Source organism: Pseudomonas sp. TR47 (assembly GCF_044143025.1).
GTDB classification, from domain to species: domain Bacteria; phylum Pseudomonadota; class Gammaproteobacteria; order Pseudomonadales; family Pseudomonadaceae; genus Aquipseudomonas; species Aquipseudomonas putida_E.
The window spans coordinates 231,766-248,308 of record NZ_JBHFCS010000002.1 but is presented as its reverse complement, the minus strand read 5'-3'; the positions used below and the strand labels follow the sequence as shown (position 1 = coordinate 248,308).

16 protein-coding genes are annotated in these 16,543 nt (G+C 65.0%); 11 read left to right on the top strand and 5 right to left on the bottom strand.

The features are described from left to right. The first annotated feature begins 25 nt into the window (after positions 1-25). On the top strand, positions 26-547 hold the full coding sequence (locus tag ACEWE8_RS03725) for an acyloxyacyl hydrolase (RefSeq protein ID WP_046786010.1): 522 nt from the start codon (positions 26-28) through the stop codon (positions 545-547). A 31-nt stretch (positions 548-578) separates the two neighbouring features. Here ACEWE8_RS03725 and ACEWE8_RS03720 read toward each other — a convergent pair whose 3' ends face one another. Next, positions 579-2,714: a TonB-dependent siderophore receptor gene (locus tag ACEWE8_RS03720; RefSeq protein WP_046786011.1), complete on the bottom strand. Its 2,136-nt coding sequence runs from the start codon at positions 2,712-2,714 to the stop codon at positions 579-581. Positions 2,715-2,913: 199 nt separating this feature from the next. Continuing rightward, on the bottom strand, positions 2,914-3,804 hold the full coding sequence (locus ACEWE8_RS03715) for a universal stress protein (protein WP_046786012.1): 891 nt from the start codon (positions 3,802-3,804) through the stop codon (positions 2,914-2,916). A 158-nt stretch (positions 3,805-3,962) separates the two neighbouring features. Here ACEWE8_RS03715 and hisN point away from each other — a divergent pair, with 158 nt between their 5' ends. Together hisN and ACEWE8_RS03705 are read left to right on the top strand one after the other, a co-directional pair. Continuing rightward, positions 3,963-4,754 (top strand): histidinol-phosphatase, encoded by a 792-nt coding sequence (hisN, locus tag ACEWE8_RS03710; RefSeq protein ID WP_046786399.1) that lies wholly within the window; start codon positions 3,963-3,965, stop codon positions 4,752-4,754. A 172-nt stretch (positions 4,755-4,926) separates the two neighbouring features. Beyond that, positions 4,927-5,658: a hypothetical protein gene (locus tag ACEWE8_RS03705; RefSeq protein WP_046786400.1), complete on the top strand. Its 732-nt coding sequence runs from the start codon at positions 4,927-4,929 to the stop codon at positions 5,656-5,658. 6 nt (positions 5,659-5,664) lie between these two features. Here ACEWE8_RS03705 and ACEWE8_RS03700 read toward each other — a convergent pair whose 3' ends face one another. After that, positions 5,665-6,549 carry an alpha/beta hydrolase gene (locus ACEWE8_RS03700; protein WP_046786013.1) on the bottom strand — a complete coding sequence of 295 codons (885 nt, stop codon included), beginning with the start codon at positions 6,547-6,549 and terminating at the stop codon, positions 5,665-5,667. A gap of 313 nt (positions 6,550-6,862) precedes the next feature. On the opposite strand from ACEWE8_RS03700, the gene ACEWE8_RS03695 reads away from it, so the two are divergent. Continuing rightward, a complete protein-coding gene (locus ACEWE8_RS03695; protein WP_046786014.1) occupies positions 6,863-7,819 on the top strand; it encodes an AraC family transcriptional regulator in 957 nt (318 codons plus the stop codon). Between the two features lie 95 nt (positions 7,820-7,914). Here the strand turns inward: ACEWE8_RS03695 and ACEWE8_RS03690 are convergent, their stop codons facing one another. Next, positions 7,915-9,066, bottom strand: coding sequence for an acyl-CoA dehydrogenase family protein (locus ACEWE8_RS03690; protein ID WP_046786015.1), 1,152 nt, complete (start codon positions 9,064-9,066; stop codon positions 7,915-7,917). A gap of 16 nt (positions 9,067-9,082) precedes the next feature. Beyond that, positions 9,083-10,153 carry an enoyl-CoA hydratase/isomerase family protein gene (locus tag ACEWE8_RS03685; RefSeq protein WP_046786016.1) on the bottom strand — a complete coding sequence of 357 codons (1,071 nt, stop codon included), beginning with the start codon at positions 10,151-10,153 and terminating at the stop codon, positions 9,083-9,085. A gap of 283 nt (positions 10,154-10,436) precedes the next feature. Here ACEWE8_RS03685 and mdcA point away from each other — a divergent pair, with 283 nt between their 5' ends. The 7 genes from mdcA to mdcH are packed head-to-tail and all read left to right on the top strand — an operon-like array spanning position 10,437 to position 16,499. Further along, positions 10,437-12,098, top strand: coding sequence for a malonate decarboxylase subunit alpha (gene mdcA / locus ACEWE8_RS03680; protein ID WP_046786017.1), 1,662 nt, complete (start codon positions 10,437-10,439; stop codon positions 12,096-12,098). Next, positions 12,098-13,036, top strand: coding sequence for a triphosphoribosyl-dephospho-CoA synthase (locus ACEWE8_RS03675; RefSeq protein ID WP_046786018.1), 939 nt, complete (start codon positions 12,098-12,100; stop codon positions 13,034-13,036). Before mdcA ends, ACEWE8_RS03675 begins: the two co-directional genes overlap by 1 nt. Before the next feature lies 1 nt (position 13,037). After that, positions 13,038-13,337, top strand: coding sequence for a malonate decarboxylase subunit delta (locus tag ACEWE8_RS03670; protein ID WP_012314731.1), 300 nt, complete (start codon positions 13,038-13,040; stop codon positions 13,335-13,337). Further along, on the top strand, positions 13,330-14,178 hold the full coding sequence (locus tag ACEWE8_RS03665; protein WP_046786019.1) for a biotin-independent malonate decarboxylase subunit beta: 849 nt from the start codon (positions 13,330-13,332) through the stop codon (positions 14,176-14,178). Before ACEWE8_RS03670 ends, ACEWE8_RS03665 begins: the two co-directional genes overlap by 8 nt. Then, the gene (gene mdcE, locus ACEWE8_RS03660; RefSeq protein ID WP_046786020.1) at positions 14,175-14,966 is read left to right on the top strand and encodes a biotin-independent malonate decarboxylase subunit gamma; all 792 of its coding nucleotides are present in this window, start codon (positions 14,175-14,177) and stop codon (positions 14,964-14,966) included. Before ACEWE8_RS03665 ends, mdcE begins: the two co-directional genes overlap by 4 nt. Before the next feature lies 1 nt (position 14,967). Continuing rightward, complete coding sequence (locus ACEWE8_RS03655) at positions 14,968-15,582, top strand: malonate decarboxylase holo-ACP synthase (protein WP_046786021.1); 615 nt, start codon at positions 14,968-14,970, stop codon at positions 15,580-15,582. Further along, on the top strand, positions 15,579-16,499 hold the full coding sequence (gene mdcH, locus ACEWE8_RS03650) for a malonate decarboxylase subunit epsilon (protein ID WP_395589224.1): 921 nt from the start codon (positions 15,579-15,581) through the stop codon (positions 16,497-16,499). The genes ACEWE8_RS03655 and mdcH overlap by 4 nt, the downstream gene beginning before the upstream one ends. The last annotated feature ends 44 nt before the right edge of the window (positions 16,500-16,543 follow it).

The following is a 16,543-nucleotide window of genomic DNA, read 5'->3' as shown; positions in this document are numbered from 1 at the left end:
TGTTGACCATCAGGAGATGTCATCGATGAAAACCCGTCTTGCCACTATGCTGGCAGCCGCCGCATTGGCCGTTGCCGGGGCCAATCTGGCCCAGGCCGCGCAGGTGTCCGGCGCCGTGGGCGCCACCAGCCAGGGCGACATGACTTACCGTATCGGCCTGGCCTTCGACTGGGACAAGAAATGGCTGCAAAGCAGCACCGGCTTCGTGACCGGTTATTGGGATGCGGCCTACACCTACTGGGAAGGTGGCGAGGCCAGCGGTGCTCACTCGCTGTCGTTCAGCCCGGTGTTCACCTACGAGTTCAGCGGCTTCACCTACACCCCGTACATCGAGGCAGGCATCGGCCTGGCAGCATTTTCCAAGACCGATGTCGGCGATCAACACCTGGGTTCGTCGGTCAATTTCGAGGACCGCATCGGCTTCGGCCTGAAGTTGCCGGGCGAGCAGAAAGTCGGCATCCGTGCCATGCACTACTCCAACGCCGGTATCAAACAGCCGAACGACGGCATCGAATCCTACTCGCTGTTCTACAGCAAGGCGTTCTGAAACGGCGGGCCGCGCCAGCGGCCCCGGCCATTCAGAAGGTGTACGCAACCCCGGCTTGCACCGTGCGCGGTGCACCCGGGTACACGTAAGTGTTGAACGCCCCTTCGTCATAGCCCTTGTTGAACACGTTCTTCACGTCCAGGTTCAGCCGTACATGCTCGTTGACCTTGTAGAAGCTGTGCAGGTCGACCACGCTGTAGCTCGCCATGGTGTAGGTCGTCGCGGCGGTCTGCCCGGCACGGTCGTCGATGTACTTCACCCCAACCCCCAGCCCCAGGCCCTTGGCCAGACCATCCTGAAACTCGTAGGTGTTCAGCAGGCTGAAGCTGTTGCGCGGGATGTTCGCCAGGCGCGTGCCGCTGGGCACGGTGTTGTCCTGGGTGACCTCGGCGTCGACATAGGCATAGCCACCGATCACACGCCACTCAGGGGTGAGGTTGCCGGCAATGTTGATGTCCAGCCCACGGCTGCGCACCTCGCCGGCGGCGATGCTGTAGGTACCAGAAGGGTCATTGGGGTCGCGGGTCAGCACGTTCTCCTTGACGATGTGGTAGACAGCCGCGTCGATGCTTAGCTGGCGATCGGGCGCTTCCCACTTCACACCCAACTCATACGACTTGCCTTTCTCCGGGTCGAAACCACTGCCTTGCAGGCTGGCGCCACTGTTGGGTTTGAACGACCGCGCGGTGTTGGCGTACACGGCAAGCGTGTCGGTGATGTCATACAGCAGGCCGAAACGAGGGGTGACGCCGTTTTCGCCCTTGCTGAAGTCACCAGCATTGTTCAGCTTGTTGTCGTAGTCATGCTCGTAACGCTCGAAGCGCACCCCGGCCAGTGCCTTCAGGCGCTCGGTCAGGGCGACCTGGTCCTGGATGAAGGCGGCCCAGGTCTTGAGGTTTTCCTTGTCGTGGGTAGTCGTGCGGGTCAGGGCAGGGCGGGGCTGGCCCAGCACCGGGTCGAAGATGTCGATCGGATAGGCGCCGGCACCGGCGGCCGAACGTTGAATGATCGAGCTGTAGTCGTAGTCTTCATATTCGATACCGGTCAGCAGGGTGTGGGCGAAGCCACCTGTGTCGAAGTGGCCGGTCAGGTTGAGCTGGTAGTCACGGTCGGTCCATTCGAGCTTGCGGTAGTTGAAGTTGCGCCCAAGGGTTTGGCCATCAGCCTGCAACGCATTGGCTTCCACGGCGTTGCCCTTGAGTGAGCCGTCCAGCCACTGCATGCCGCCACCCAAGGTCCAGTCTTCGCTGAGCGCGTGCTCGAAGCGCAACTGCGCCATGTTGTTGTCGTTGTGCAGCAGGTTGTCGCTGCCTTTTTCCCAGATATTGGTGTCACGCGAGGCAGTGCCGCGCTGGCCGGGCAGGCGGGTAAGGCCCCGGTCCAGCGGGTGGTTGTTGCGCATGAAGTCGCCCTCGAAGACGATCTTCGTGGCGTCATTGACCTGCCAGCTGAGCACGGGCGCAACGTCATAGCGTTCGCTCTCGACATCGTCGCGGAAGCTATCACCACCTTCACCCAGCACGTTCAGGCGGTAGGCGAGCGAGCCATCTTCATTGAGCGGCCCCGTGGCATCGAGCGTTGCCCGGTGCATGCCCTGGTCGTCGAGCTGGCTGCCAAGCGTTACCTTGGGATCGGCCAGTGGCTGCTTGCTGACCACGTTGAAGGTCCCGCCCGGGTCGCCACGGCCATAGAGGCTGGTGGCCGGGCCGCGGATCACTTCCAGCCGCTCGACGCTGTTGGCATCGGGGGCGTTGGGGTAGCCACGGTTGATCGGGAAGCCATTGCGGTAGAACTCGCCCGTGGTGAAACCGCGCACCGTGAAAGTGGTCAGGCCCTGGCCGCCAAAGTTGTTGGCGCGGCCAACGCCGCCTGCGTAGTCAAGGCCGTCCTGCAGCCGCGTGGCGCCGGTGTCTTCGAGTACATCCTTGGGTACGACGCTGATCGACTGCGGTATTTCGTGCAGCGCGGTGTCTGTGCGCGTGGCACTGGCCGAACGACTGGCTTTGTAGCCCTCGACCGGTCCATCGGCGCGTTCGCTGTCGGCGGTACCGTTAATGTTCAAGGCCTGGAGTTCGATCTGGGCGGGGTTACCGAGTGTTTCAGCCTCGGCGAAAGCCAACGGGGAGACAGCATGTAGTACACAAAGCGAAACGAACGTGCGACGCATCGACGGTACGATCCTGAAGTAGGGCGCTAGGAAGGGGATTGATACGCCGCGAAAGTACTACGAATCATTATCAAATGCATTATTTTTAAGTGGGTCGGGAGTACCAGTTTGGTGCTGGTCGTGCGATTGACTGGGCTGTCAGATCAAGCACCGCGCAGCCGGCGCTCAATCCGACAGCCCAAAAATCTCAGCTGATGCCTCAACGCACCCCCTTGACCGCCAGCACATTGCACAACGGATGCTCCAGCACATGCGCCGTGGTCCCGCCCAGGAACGTCTGCATGGCGTCATGCCGGTGGTTGCCCATCACGATCACATCGACCCGGCCGTGGCTGACGAACTGGGCGATCGCCCGAATCGCTGCACCTTCCAGAAAGTGTCGGCGTTCCAGCGGGACCTGGTGATGGTCACCCAGGCGATTGAACGCTGCCCGTTGCGCGGTGCGCACACTGCCCTCGAAACCGGGCATGGTCACCGTGCCGGCGCCGAAGTCGGCGAGATGGGTCCTGGCCGCATCGCACACATGCAACAGGTGCAGTTCGGCGTTGCACTGCAGGGCCAAGGCATGGGCGCAGTGGATCACCTGCTCGTCCAGGTGTTCGCCGGCACCGTGGCTGTTGAGGTCGACGGCGACGGCGATTTGCCGGGGCAGCGGCAGGCGAATGTCGCTGACCAGGTGCACGGCCACCGGGCTGTCCTTGAGCAGTTGCCAGTCCAGCGGTGTGACCAACAGGCGCTTGAGCACCGGTTCGTGCTGTACATCCTTGATCAGCAAATCACAGCCCAACTGCTCGATGCGCTCGATCACGCTGCCCAGCGGATCACGGGTGAGCAGCAGTTCGGTGGACACATCCAGGCCGTCATCGCGCAATTGCTCGGTGGCATCGGCCAGCCACTGGCGGTTGTCGGCAAGCAGCCGCTCGCGTTCACGGCCGTCGCTCATCAGGCCAAAGGTGTCGACATCGTCGACGAAGACATTGATATCCAGCAGGGCACCGCTGGATTCGGCCAACGCCGCCGCGCGTTGCAGCGCGGGCGTGTAACGCATCTGCGGGCCGAGCATGACTAACAAACGCTTGAACTGGCTCATCGCACACCTCCACGTGTGGGCAGCCCCCCGGTTCATGCCTGTTGATCTGGTCTGTTCAGTCTAGGCGGCAGCGGGCTTGCCCGCGAATACGCAGGCGTCTACCGCCAAAGGGTTTGTCGGGTATGATGCCAGCCCCATCATTTCACGAGGCCCGTTTCATGTCCCTGAGTGCTGAACAGACCGGCGAATTCCGCGCCTTCGCCGAGCAGTTGGCCGATGCCGCTGCAGCCGCGATCCAGCCGTACTTTCGTGCCAGCCTGGACGTCGAGGACAAGGGCGGGCGCCTGTACGACCCGGTGACCGTGGCCGACAAGGCTGCCGAAGACGCCATGCGCACGCTGATCCAGGCGCGTTACCCGGAACACGGCATTCTTGGCGAAGAGCAGGGTGTGGCAATCGGCAGCAGCCCATTGACCTGGGTGCTCGACCCCATCGATGGCACCCGCGCCTTCATCACCGGCCTGCCACTGTGGGGCACGCTGATCGCCCTGAACGATGGTACCCGCCCCGTGCTGGGGGTGATGAACCAACCTTTCACCGGTGAGCGTTTCGTCGGTACCCCCGAAGGTGCGTGGCGCAGCGGCACGCCATTGAAGACCCGCGCCTGTGCAGACCTGGCGGCGGCAACCTTGATGTGCACGACGCCGGACATGTTCGATACCCCAGAGCGCAAGGCTGCGTTCCAGGCCGTGGCTGACAAGGCGCGGCTGATGCGCTACGGCGGCGATTGCTACGCCTACTGCATGCTGGCCTCGGGGTTTGTCGATGTGATCGTCGAAGCGAGCCTGCAACCGTATGACGTGCAGGCGCTGATGCCGATCATCGAAGGGGCGGGCGGGGTGATCACCGCTTGGGATGGCAGTTCGGCACAGCACGGCGGCTGTGTGGTGGCGTGCGGTGATCCGGTGCTGCACGCGCAGGTCGTGGAGCTGCTGCGCCACGCCATGTGATTGTTGCTTGTAAGGCTTTCATGGGCGCCAGCCTGGTAGACCTGAGCAAGCCGGCGAGCAGGTGCACTGACTTGCGGTAGCCCCGCCATCGCACTTTTTCCGGTTTGCGGGCTCTATGCTTGGCCAGGCCGCGCCGATCCCCGGCACGGCCGCCGATTTCGACCCGGTGCCGATGGTTGCAAGCAAACCCGTATTCTTCCCGCGCCTGCTGCTGGCAGGCACACTGGTCTGCCTGGGCGCCTGCACCCAGCAGCAAGGCCAGGACATCGTCAACCAGTTCGGCAACGGCAAGCCCAGCGAGCTGTTCCAGACCAGTGTCGACCGCATGGCGACGCTGGCCATGCGCGACAACCTGCAGAGCCTGTACCTGCTGATGAACAAGCTGTACCTGCGCAACCCCAGCCAGTGGAAGATGTCCGGTTACCTCGATGCCGCCACTGCAGAGCGGCAGATCCGCATTGCCATCGAACAGCGTCAACCCTTGGCGCAGCTTGGCAACCGTCGCGACCTCGTTGCCTTGAGTTATGCCCTGAGCCCGGAGTTTCGCGGTGACCGCGTCGGTGCGTTCATCTACGCCATCGGCAGCATGCTGATCACCGCACACGGTGGGCGAACCGAGTTCTACATGACGGACACCATCGACCCTTTGTTCGTCAACAACGCCGCTCGCAACATCGAAAAGGCCACCTGGATGCTCAGCCAGCGCCAGGATGCCAATGGGGTATTGCTGTTATTTTCCAACGAGATTTCGCAGGAGGGCAGCAACCTGAGTTTTGCAGTGGAGTTCGGCAAGATCGTGGCGCGGCTGGATCTGCTGGCGCAACTGTTGGATGAGCGCTACCGGCGAATCGGGCTCAACTACGCGCAAAGCCTGTTGCTGATGAATTTCCTGCCGGTGCAGTGAACCCCGTTACAGCAATGCTTGAATCGCACGCTGATAGCGCTGGCCGGCACGGCTCATGCTGTTGTTGTGGCTGGCCCCTGGCACCAGCAACAAGGTTTTGGGCTCCTGCGCCGCTTCGAACAATTGCTGGCTGAAACGCGGCGGCACGAAACGGTCGTCGAGCCCGTGCACCAGCAGCAGTGGCAGGCCGACGTCCTTGATCTTGTCCAGCGAATCGAATTTCTGCGACAGCAACCAGCGCACCGGCAGGGTGGTATCAGCCACGGCAGCGGCGACATCGCCCAGTGAGGTGAAGGTCGACTCCAGGATCAACCCCCGCGCCGGGGCTGTACCGCCGTCTTTCTGCGCCTGGCGCGCCAGGTCGGCAGCCAGCTCCACCGCCACTGCGCCGCCCAGTGAATGGCCAAAGATCAGGCGTTTGCCTGCATCGGGTTGCAGTTGGGCAAACCGCTCCCAGGCAATGCGCGCGTCTTCGTAAACTGTCGCTTCGGACGGCAGGCCGCCGCGGCTTTGGCCGAAGCCTCGGTAATCCACGGCCAGCACCGAATACCCCATGGCATGCAGCTGTTCGATGCGAAACAGCTGGCCGGTGAGGTTCCAGCGTACGCCGTGCAGGTAGAGGATGGCCGGCGCGTCGGCGCGGCGGGCCGGCCACCACCAGGCGTGCAGGCTCTGATTGGCGGCGAAGCTGCGCGGGCGCAGGTCCAGTTCCTGCACACCATTGGGCAGGCCGCGGAACCAGCTGGCCTGGCCAGGCTCGATACGGAATACCAGTTCGCGTTCCTTGTGCTGCAGCACGGCGCAGCCGGCCGGCAGGCCGACCATCAGGAAGGTGGCACACAGCCAGGTGAGCCAGCGACGGCGCAGGTGCGTAAGGAAGTAGGTGGGCATGCGGTTTTTTAACAGATCCGCAGGTTCTGATGTGGGAAAAGTTACCGGGTGGACGTGCAGGTTGGTTGCAAGCTGTTTCGTTCGATAACCGCCCAAGCGCTGCTCGCGCCTGTCCGATAGCCGCCCGGCCAATCCGAACATCTCATTGCCCAACCCCCATCTTTTGCTTAGTGTGGGACCAAGCCACCGGCGGTCAGCTGCCTTTAGAAACCCGACCCCGGCCCGGTAGAATGACCGTGAACGACCGCAACCACAGGCCCCAGGCCAGTAGGGTGCGGCGCCCAGAACAATAACGATACCGAGTGCCTTGCCTATGGAAAGCCGCCTGCTGAGCGAGCGCAGTAGCGTGTTCCATCACGCCGACCCTTATGCGGTATCCGATTACGTCAACCGTCATGTGGGCCAGCACTGCATTGGCCTGTCGCGCACCACGCATCCGCAGGCCAGCCTCAGCCACCGCAAGTTCGCCGAACTCGACCTGTGCCGCATCAGCTACGGTGGCAGCGTGCGGGTCACCTCACCAGCCCTGGAAACCATCTATCACTTGCAGGTGCTACTCAACGGCAATTGCCTGTGGCGCGGGCATCAGCGCGAGCACCACCTGGTGCCGGGCGAGCTGCTGCTGATCAACCCCGACGACCCGGTGGACCTAACCTATTCCGAGGACTGCGAGAAGTTCATTCTCAAGGTGCCGACGCACATGCTCGACTCGATCTGCGAGGAGCAGCGCTGGCAGCGGCCTGAGGGAGGGGTACGGTTTTTGCGCAACCACTACCGGCTCGAAGAGCTGGACGGTTTCGTCAACCTGCTGGCCATGGTCTGCCATGAGGCCGAGGTGAGTGATTCGCTGCCGCGGGTGCAGGGGCACTACAGCCAGATCGTCGCCAGCAAGCTGTTGACGCTGATGAGCACCAACATCCGCCGGGAAAGCCTGGCTACGCCGGGGGCCAGCCTGGAGCGGATCCTGGACTACATCGACCGCAACCTCAAACTGGAGCTGGCAGCCGAAACGCTGGCCGAACAGGCTTGCATGAGTGTGCGTTCATTGTATGCGTTGTTCGATCGCCACCTGGGCACCACGCCCAAGCAGTACGTACGCCAACGCAAACTGGAGCGGGTGCATGCGTGCCTGAGCGATGGCAGTTGCGCGGTGCGCAGTGTGACAGAACTGGCGATGGATTACGGCTTCCTGCACCTGGGGCGGTTTTCCGAGACCTACCGCGAGCGTTTTGGGCAGCTGCCTTCGCAGACCTTCAAGCAACGGCGCTGACTTGACGGGCACAATCGCTGGCAAGCCAGTTGCTCCCACAGGAGCCCTGCCAGCCTGGCGGGCAGGGCTTTACCTGTGGGCCCCAGCGAGGAACATTACAACGGATAGTGCTTCAACTCCCTGGCAATCAACATCCGCTGGATCTCGCTCGACCCTTCATAGATCTGCGTGATGCGTGCATCACGGTAATAGCGCTCAACCGGGTAATCTTCCAGGTAGCCATAGCCGCCATGCACCTGTATCGCCATCGAACACACCCGCTCGGCCATCTCCGATGCGAACAGCTTGGCCTGTGACGCCTCCGACAGGCAGGGTCTGCCTGCGCTACGCAGGCGCGCGGCATGCAGGATCAGCAGCCGTGCGGCATTGACCTGCACCTGCATGTCGGCCAGCAGGTTGGCGATGCTCTGGTGCTCGTTGATCGGCTTGCCGAACTGCACCCGGTCGCGGGAATAGACCAGCGCAGCCTCGAACGCGGCACGGGCGATGCCCAGGGCCTGGGCCGCGATGCCGATACGCCCGCCTTCGAGGTTGGACAAGGCAATGGCCAGGCCCTTGCCACGCTCGCCCAACAGGTTGGCGGCGGGGATGCGGCAATTGTCGAAGGTGACGGCGCAGGTGTCGGATGCACGGATACCCATCTTGTGTTCGCTGCGATCGACCTTGAACCCCGGATTATCGGTGGGTACCAGGAATGCGGAGAGGCCTTTCTTGCCCAGCTCTGGGTCGGTCACGGCAAAGACGATCGCCAGGCCCGCGCGGCGGGCGTTGCTGACGAACTGCTTGGCGCCATTGATCACCCATTGGCTGTCGATCAACTCGGCGCGGGTGCGCAGGTTGTGCGCTTCGGAACCGGCCTGTGGCTCGGTCAGGCAGAAGCAGCCGATCACCTCGCCGCTGGCCAGGCGCGGCAGCCATGTCTGCTGCTGCTCGGGCGTGCCATAGGCCAGCAGCGGGCCGCAGCCCACCGAATTGTGGATGCTCATCATCGCACCGGTGGCGCCACAGCCTGCGGAGATTTCCTCGACGGCCAGGGCATAGGCCACGTAGTCGGTGTAGCTGCCGCCGAAGTCTTCCGGCACCACCATGCCCAAGAGGCCCAGCTCACCCATCTTGCGCACCACGCCGTCATCGATCCAGCCCGCTTTTTCCCAGGCCTGGGCATGCGGGGCGATTTCGCCGCGGGCGAAGTCCCGGGCCATGTCGCGGATCATGATCTGCTCTTCGCTCAGTTCCAGGTCTTGCATCTGTGTACTCCCCGGCTCACAGGCCTTCGAAGAATTGGTCGACGCGCTGGCGTTGCAGGCCCACCAAGGTCGGCGGGTTCCAGCGTGGCTGCTTGTCCTTGTCGATGATCAGGGCGCGCACACCTTCGATGATGTCGCCGTGCTGGAACCACTGGCGGTCAAGGTGCAGCTCCATGGCGAAGCACGCTTCCAGCGGCAGGTAACGGCCGCGGCGCAACATTTCCAGGGTAACCGCCATGGCCAGTGGCGAGCGGCTTTCCAGCTGGTCGGCGGTGGCCAGCGCCCACTGGTGGCTGTCGCCGATGCTGACTGCCCGCAGTTGCTCGATGATTGCTCCCATATCAGGCAGGGCGAAGAAGTGGTCGATGACCGGGCGCAGTTTTTCCAGCGGCGCGTCGTCCAGCACCTGGCTGCCCAGCTTCGCGAGCAGGTTTTGCAACGCCTTGAGCGGATGGGCGCCGAAGTCCAGTTGGTCGAGGCCTTCATCCAGTTCCGCGAGTTTTTCGCTTGGCAGGTACCAGTCGGCCAGCCCGCAATACAGCGCGTCGGCCGCCTGGATCTGCGCGCCACTGACGCCCAGGTAGGTGCCCAGCTCCCCGGGGATGCGCGAGAGGAAGTAGCTGCCGCCAACGTCGGGGAAATAGCCGATGCCGACTTCGGGCATCCCCAGCCGGCTGCGCTCGGTGACGATACGCAGGTCGCAGCCCTGTGCCAGGCCCATGCCGCCACCCAGGGTGAAGCCGTCCATCAGCACCAGCACCGGTTTGCGGTAGCGGTGGATCACCAGGTCAAGGGCGTATTCCTCGACGAAGAAGTCTTCGTGCAGCGTGTCGCCAGCCTTGTAGCTGTCATGCAGCGAGCGGATGTCGCCGCCGGCGCAAAAGCCTTTGGGGCCTTCGCCGCGCAGCACCACCGCTTGCACCTGCGGGTCATCGGCCCAGTGGTCCAGGTGCTGGCGCAGGCTGCGCACCATGTCGAGGGTCAGGGCGTTGAGGCCACTGGGGCGGTTGAGGGTGAGGTGGCCAATCTGGTTGCGGACCTCGGCCAGTACATGGGCCGTTGCCGAGGTATGAGCGTGCGCGGTCATCGCGTTCTCCCTGCTTTGTTATTGATTTTCCAAGTGAAGTCTGGAGTGCGCTGGAGGATCGGTGGATCCTGTCATGCAAAATTGCCCTGCACAATGGATATATCTGCAGGTGAGGCGTGCGTTTTTGCCATGGCTACGGCTTTGAGTTTTTCAGGGTCGTGCATTGCAGGCAACCCCCTTGCAACCATTACCCTGACCGTAACGATCACGCCCCCAGCTTGATTGATCACCCAACCCCCGCGTCCTACTGTGCCCCCACGACAGCGAACCCGTGGAGTCACCCATGACCATAACGAAGAATCCACCGCCGCAATGGTCCAGGCGGCGCGCCGAGAAGCAGCGCCGCCTGGAGCGGGTCCGTCACCTGGCCGACGGTGTGGTGCTGCCAACCGAGCGCATCGTCGAGGCACTGGAGCTGTTGATCGCCCCAGGGGACCGGGTGGTGCTCGAAGGCAACAACCAGAAGCAGGCTGACTTCCTCTCCCGTTCGCTGGCCAAGGCCGACCCCGAGCGCCTGCACGACCTGCACATGATCATGCCCAGCGTCAGCCGTGCCGAGCATCTGGACCTGTTCGAACGGGGTATCGCCCGCAAGCTCGACTTTTCTTTCGCCGGCCCGCAGAGCCTGCGCATCGGCCAGTTGCTGGAAGACGGCCTGCTCGAAGTCGGCGCCATTCATACCTACATCGAGTTGTATTCGCGCCTGCTGGTCGACCTGATCCCCAATGTAACCCTGGTCGCCGGGTTCATGGCCGACCGTGACGGCAACCTGTACACCGGCCCCAGTACCGAGGACACGCCGGCACTGGTGGAGCCGGCCGCCTTCAGCGATGGCCTGGTGATCGCCCAGGTCAACCAGCTGGTCGACCGCGTCGACGACCTGCCGCGCGTGGACATTCCGGCTTCCTGGGTGGACTTCGTGGTGGTCGCTGACCAGCCGTTCTACATCGAGCCACTGTTCACCCGCGACCCACGGCACATCAAACCGGTGCACGTGCTGATGGCGATGATGGCCATCCGCGGCATCTACGAAAAACACAACGTGCAGTCGCTCAACCACGGCATTGGTTTCAACACGGCCGCCATCGAGCTGATCTTGCCGACCTACGGCGAGTCGCTGGGCCTGAAGGGCAAGATCTGCCGCAACTGGACGCTCAACCCGCACCCCACGCTGATCCCGGCCATCGAGACCGGCTGGGTCGAAAGCGTGCATTGCTTCGGCACCGAACTGGGCATGGAAGACTACATCGCGCAACGCCCGGACGTGTTTTTCACCGGCCGCGACGGCTCGCTGCGCTCCAACCGCATGATGTGCCAGCTGGCCGGGCAGTACGCGGTCGACCTGTTCATCGGCGCCACCTTGCAGGTCGATGGTGATGGCCATTCCTCGACCGTCACCCGCGGCCGCCTGGCCGGCTTCGGCGGCGCACCCAACATGGGCCACGACCCCCGCGGCAGGCGCCACGCCACCCCGGCCTGGCTCGACATGACGGTGCCCGACACCTTGCTCGAACGCGGCCGCAAGCTGGTGGTGCAGATGGTCGAAACCTACCAGGAAGGCGGCAAACCGACCTTCGTCGGAACCCTGGACGCCGTGGACGTGGCGAAGAAGGCCGGCATGCCGCTGGCACCGGTGATGATCTACGGCGATGACGTCACCCACCTGCTGACCGAAGAGGGTATCGCGTACCTGTACAAGGCCCGCAGCCTACAAGAGCGCCAGCAGATGATCGCCGCCGTGGCCGGGGTCACCGCCATCGGCTTGCGCCATGACCCCAAGGACACCCTGCGCCTGCGCCAGCAAGGCCTGGTGGCCTTGCCCGAAGACCTGGGCATCCGCCGTACCGATGCCAGCCGTGAACTGCTCGCTGCGCGCAGCATCGCCGACCTGGTGGAGTGGTCCGGTGGCCTGTACAACCCGCCCGCACGGTTCAGGAGCTGGTGATGCAACTATTCGATCTGCAACCCTATGGTCCCCTTCACCGGGCCGGCCGCCCGCTTGAAAACTGCCCGATCCCTGTGGGGGCAGGCTTGCCGGCGATCAGGCCGGCCCCTGAAAACGCCATTCCCCTTGCCGACCGGCTGGCCGACCTGGCCGTGGAAGCCCTGTTGGACGAGGCCGACCTGTCACCCAAGCCCGGCCTGGTGGACCGGCGCAGCAGCGGCGCGCACAGCGACATGACGCTGGCCCTTATGCATGCCTCGGCGCTTGCCCTTTGGCCTTGCTTGCGGCAAATGGCCGACGCCGCCCAGGCCCATGGCGAGGTTGGCCTGGCGCTGCGCATCGAGCTGGGCCGTATCGGCCGTGAAGGGGAGGCTGCGATGCTGGTCACCACCGCCGGAGTCAACACCCACCGCGGCGCGATATGGGCCCTTGGCTTGCTGGTGGCCGCCCGGGCCCTGGATGCCCGGGCTGACGCGAGTACCGTCGCAGCCCGTGCCGGGCGCATCGCCCTGATCGATGACCCGGCCGCCACCGCCCACGACAGCCACGGCACCCAGGTGCGCCACCGTTACGGCGCCGGCGGTGCCCGCGAACAGGCGCAACAGGGCTTTCCTGCCGTGATCGAACACGGCCTGCCGCAACTGCGCCGCAGCCGCGCCAACGGTGTCAGCGAAAACCACGCACGCCTCGATGCCTTGCTGGCGATCATGGCCGCGCTCAGTGACACCTGCGTGCTCTGGCGCGCCGGCCCCGAGGGCCTGCAAACGCTGCAACAGGGCGCCCGCCATGTGCTCGCAGCCGGTGGCAGTGCCACCCTCGACGGCCGCCGCCACTTGCGCCTGCTGGACACCCAACTGTTGCAACTGAACGCCTCACCGGGCGGTGCCGCCGACCTGCTGGCCGCCTGCCTGTTCCTCGACAAAGCCGGGAGCCTGTGACATGGAAACCCTGACCTTTCAATTCCCTGCCGCCGAGCCTGGCCGTGGCCGCACCCTGGTGGGTTGCGTCAGCTCGGGCGACCTGGAAGTCCTGATGGAGCCCGGCACGGCCGGCAGCCTGAACATCCAGGTGGTGACCTCGGTCAACGGCAGCGGCGCCCGCTGGGAGCAACTGTTCCAGCGCCTGTTCCAAGGGCGCACGTGGCCGGCGGTGAACATCGACATCCATGATTTCGGCGCCACGCCTGGCGTGGTACGCCTGCGCCTTGAGCAAGGTTTCGAGGAGATCGCCCATGACTGACACCGAACGCTTGCTGCAGAGCCGCAGCTTCGTCGAACTGGGAGCGCGCCAGCGTGCCCGCACCTTGCTCGACCCGGGCAGTTTTCGCGAGCTGCTAGGCCCGTTCGAGCGGCTGATGTCGCCGTGGTTGCCGCGCCAGGGCATCGTGCCCCAGGCCGACGACGGCGTGGTCATCGCCAAGGGCTTGCTCGGTGGCCGCAACACGGTCATCGCCGCCATCGAGGGCGCGTTCCAGGGCGGCAGCATGGGCGAAGTGGGCGGGGCCAAGATTGCCGGTGCGCTGGAGCTGGCCATAGAAGACAACCGCAACGGCATCCCGACCTGCGCCGTGCTGCTGCTGGAGACCGGCGGGGTGCGCCTGCAGGAGGCCAACCTGGGCCTTGCGGCGATTGCCGAGATCCAGGCGGCCATCGTCGAGCTGCGCCGCCATCAGCCGGTGGTCGGGCTGGTCGCAGGCTCGGTGGGCTGCTTTGGCGGCATGTCCATCGCAGCGGGCCTGTGCAGCCACCTGCTGGTGACCCGTGAGGCGCGCCTGGGCCTCAACGGCCCGCAGGTGATCGAGCAGGAAGCCGGCATCGCCGAGTACGACGCCAAGGACCGCCCCTTCATCTGGAGCCTGACCGGTGGCGAGCAACGATATGCCAGCGGCCTGGTGGATGGTTATGTGGCCGATGACGTCGACAGCATTCGCCAGCAGCTGCTGCAGTTGCTCGACGTACCCAGCGCCAACCGTGCAGGCCGCCACGCCTGGTACCTCGAGCGGCTTGCCAGCCTGGGCAATGACTGCCCGCAACTGGACGCCGCCGCCGTACGCGCCCTTTACCAAGGAGATGCCCCATGAACCGTGCCCTGAACTGGCTGCCAGGCCTGGCCGGCAGCGAAGCACTGCCAGGATATCCCGCCTCGCTGCGGGTCATCGACGGCGAGCTGGACAACCGCACGGCGCGCTTCATTGCCGTGGTGCCGGATGCGCACAACCCGTTCCCCCGGGCGCGCAACGGTGAAGTCGGCCTGCTCGAAGGCTGGGCCTTGGCCAAGGCGGTGAGCGAGGCGATTGAGCTGGACCGCGATGGCGAGAAGCGCGCCATCGTCGCGGTCATCGATGTGCCCAGCCAGGCCTACGGCCGCCGCGAGGAAGCCTTGGGCATCCACCAGGCGCTGGCCGCTGCGGTGCAGGCCTATGCCCAGGCACGCCTGGCCGGGCACCCGGTCATCGGCCTGCTGGTGGGCAAGGCCATGTCCGGTGCGTTTCTGGCCCACGGCTACCAGGCCCAGCGGCTGATTGCACTGGATGACAGCGGGGTGATGGTGCACGCGATGGGCAAGGCGGCGGCGGCGCGGATCACCTTGCGCAGCGTCGAAGAATTGGAAACCTTGGCCGCCGAGGTGCCGCCGATGGCCTACGACCTGGCCAGCTATGCCTCGCTGGGCCTTTTGTGGCGGCGCCTGAGTGTGGACAACGCGGATACCCCGAGCGCAAGCGATCTGGCCCAGGTGCGTGCGTGCCTGGCCGAAGCGCTGCGCGATATCGGCAACACGACCGACCTGACGTCACGGTTGGCCGGCGAGCACCGCAGTGCGTCCCGCGAAGTGCGTGCACGCTTGCGCAGCCAGTGGCAGGAGGCCTGAGATGAGCGCGCCGCAGCCACATGACCTGCTCTGGGGGATGACCCCGGCCGCGCTGCCTGTCGATGCCCCTGCCTGGGCCACGCAGGTACTGGCGGCCGGGCAGCCGGTGGTGGTGCGCCGTGCCTGCTGCGCGGCAGGTTGGGTGGCGGTGGGGCTGCGCGGGGAGGGGCGCGCGCAGCGCCTGGGTGTTCAGATGCGCGTGGCGGACATTCGCCGGCAACTGCGCCCCGAAGCCTTGCGCGGGCAGGGCGCGAGCCCCTGGGCCGCGCTACAGGCGCTGGCCAGCGTGGCGCCGGTGCTCGACGCCTGCGGGCTGGCCTGGGGGCCGACGGGTGGGGTGGGTTACCAGCTGGCTACAGGGGTTGAGGTGCTGCACGCGGCCAGCGATCTCGACCTGCTGCTACGCACACCGCGGCCCATGAGCCGGGCAAAGGCGCGTGAGTTGCTCGATAGCCTCGACTGCGGCCCTTGCCGTATCGACGTGCAACTGCAAACCCCTGCAGGTGGCATCGCCCTGCGCGAATGGGCCGGGGTGGCGCAGCGCGTGCTGCTCAAGTCGACGCTTGGCGCACGGCTGGTGGCCGACCCATGGAACCTGCTGGAGTGCGCAGCGTGAGCAGCCTGTTCGCCTTCCCTGGCCAGGGCGCGCAGCAGGCGGGGATGCTGCATCGCCTGCCCGAAGGCTCGGCAGCGTTGCTGGAAGAGGCCAGTGACACCCTCAATGAACAGGTGCTGGCCCTGGACAGCCAGCAGGCATTGCAATCGACCCGCGCCGTGCAGTTGTGTTTGCTGTTGGCCGGGGTGGCCTGGGCGCGCACGTTATTGCAACGCAGCCCGGCCCCCGACTATGTGGCAGGGCTGTCGATCGGCGCCTACCCTGCCGCCGTCACCGCGGGCGCCCTGGCCTTTACCGATGCCGTAGGCCTTGTGGCACTGCGTGGTGAGCTCATGCAACGTGCCTACCCACAAGGCTACGGCATGACCGCTCTGAGTGGCCTGGATCTGGCCAGTGTCGAGCGCTTGCTGGCGCAGGTGGGCGGCGAGGTGTACCTGGCCAACCTCAACAGCGACAACCAGATCGTCATCGCCGGCAGCGACACGGCCATGGCCGAGGTTGCCGCCAGGGCGCGCAGCCGTGGCCAGGGCGTGGCCAGGCGCCTGGCGGTCAGCGTGCCCTCCCATTGCCGCTTGCTCGACGGCCCGGCGGCCGAGCTGGCACACGCGTTTGCCAGCGTTAAGATCAACCGCCCGCGCATCACCTACCTCAGTGGCAGCAGCGCGCGGCCGCTGTTCGACCCGCAACGCCTGCGTGACGACCTGGCCGGCAACATGGCCCGGCTCGTCGGCTGGCGTGCTACGTTGCGCAACGCCTATGAGCGCGGCGTGCGCCTGCACCTGGAGCTACCGCCCGGCAGCGTGCTGACCGGCCTGGCCCGCCCGGTGTTCGAACAGGGGCGCGTGCTTGCCCTGGAGCAAACCCGACTCGATACAGTGGACGCCCTGCTGCGTCAGGAGGTCAGCCAGCGCCCATAAATGCCGTGTTTTTCGAAGGACAACAACAAGCAACTTCGACCCAA

What these genes read in the sequence shown, in the direction of transcription:
- ACEWE8_RS03700 (WP_046786013.1), bottom strand. Translation starts at nt 6,549, where the DNA reads ATGCCCACCTACTTCCTTACGCACCTGCGCCGTCGCTGGCTCACCTGG.
- ACEWE8_RS03715 (WP_046786012.1), bottom strand. Translation starts at nt 3,804, where the DNA reads ATGAGCCAGTTCAAGCGTTTGTTAGTCATGCTCGGCCCGCAGATGCGT.
- mdcA (WP_046786017.1), top strand. Translation starts at nt 10,437, where the DNA reads ATGACCATAACGAAGAATCCACCGCCGCAATGGTCCAGGCGGCGCGCC.
- ACEWE8_RS03655 (WP_046786021.1), top strand. Translation starts at nt 14,968, where the DNA reads ATGAGCGCGCCGCAGCCACATGACCTGCTCTGGGGGATGACCCCGGCC.
- ACEWE8_RS03690 (WP_046786015.1), bottom strand. Translation starts at nt 9,066, where the DNA reads ATGCAAGACCTGGAACTGAGCGAAGAGCAGATCATGATCCGCGACATG.
- ACEWE8_RS03675 (WP_046786018.1), top strand. Translation starts at nt 12,098, where the DNA reads ATGCAACTATTCGATCTGCAACCCTATGGTCCCCTTCACCGGGCCGGC.
- ACEWE8_RS03695 (WP_046786014.1), top strand. Translation starts at nt 6,863, where the DNA reads ATGGAAAGCCGCCTGCTGAGCGAGCGCAGTAGCGTGTTCCATCACGCC.
- ACEWE8_RS03665 (WP_046786019.1), top strand. Translation starts at nt 13,330, where the DNA reads ATGACTGACACCGAACGCTTGCTGCAGAGCCGCAGCTTCGTCGAACTG.
- ACEWE8_RS03670 (WP_012314731.1), top strand. Translation starts at nt 13,038, where the DNA reads ATGGAAACCCTGACCTTTCAATTCCCTGCCGCCGAGCCTGGCCGTGGC.
- ACEWE8_RS03685 (WP_046786016.1), bottom strand. Translation starts at nt 10,153, where the DNA reads ATGACCGCGCACGCTCATACCTCGGCAACGGCCCATGTACTGGCCGAG.
- ACEWE8_RS03725 (WP_046786010.1), top strand. Translation starts at nt 26, where the DNA reads ATGAAAACCCGTCTTGCCACTATGCTGGCAGCCGCCGCATTGGCCGTT.
- mdcE (WP_046786020.1), top strand. Translation starts at nt 14,175, where the DNA reads ATGAACCGTGCCCTGAACTGGCTGCCAGGCCTGGCCGGCAGCGAAGCA.
- ACEWE8_RS03720 (WP_046786011.1), bottom strand. Translation starts at nt 2,714, where the DNA reads ATGCGTCGCACGTTCGTTTCGCTTTGTGTACTACATGCTGTCTCCCCG.
- hisN (WP_046786399.1), top strand. Translation starts at nt 3,963, where the DNA reads ATGTCCCTGAGTGCTGAACAGACCGGCGAATTCCGCGCCTTCGCCGAG.
- ACEWE8_RS03705 (WP_046786400.1), top strand. Translation starts at nt 4,927, where the DNA reads ATGGTTGCAAGCAAACCCGTATTCTTCCCGCGCCTGCTGCTGGCAGGC.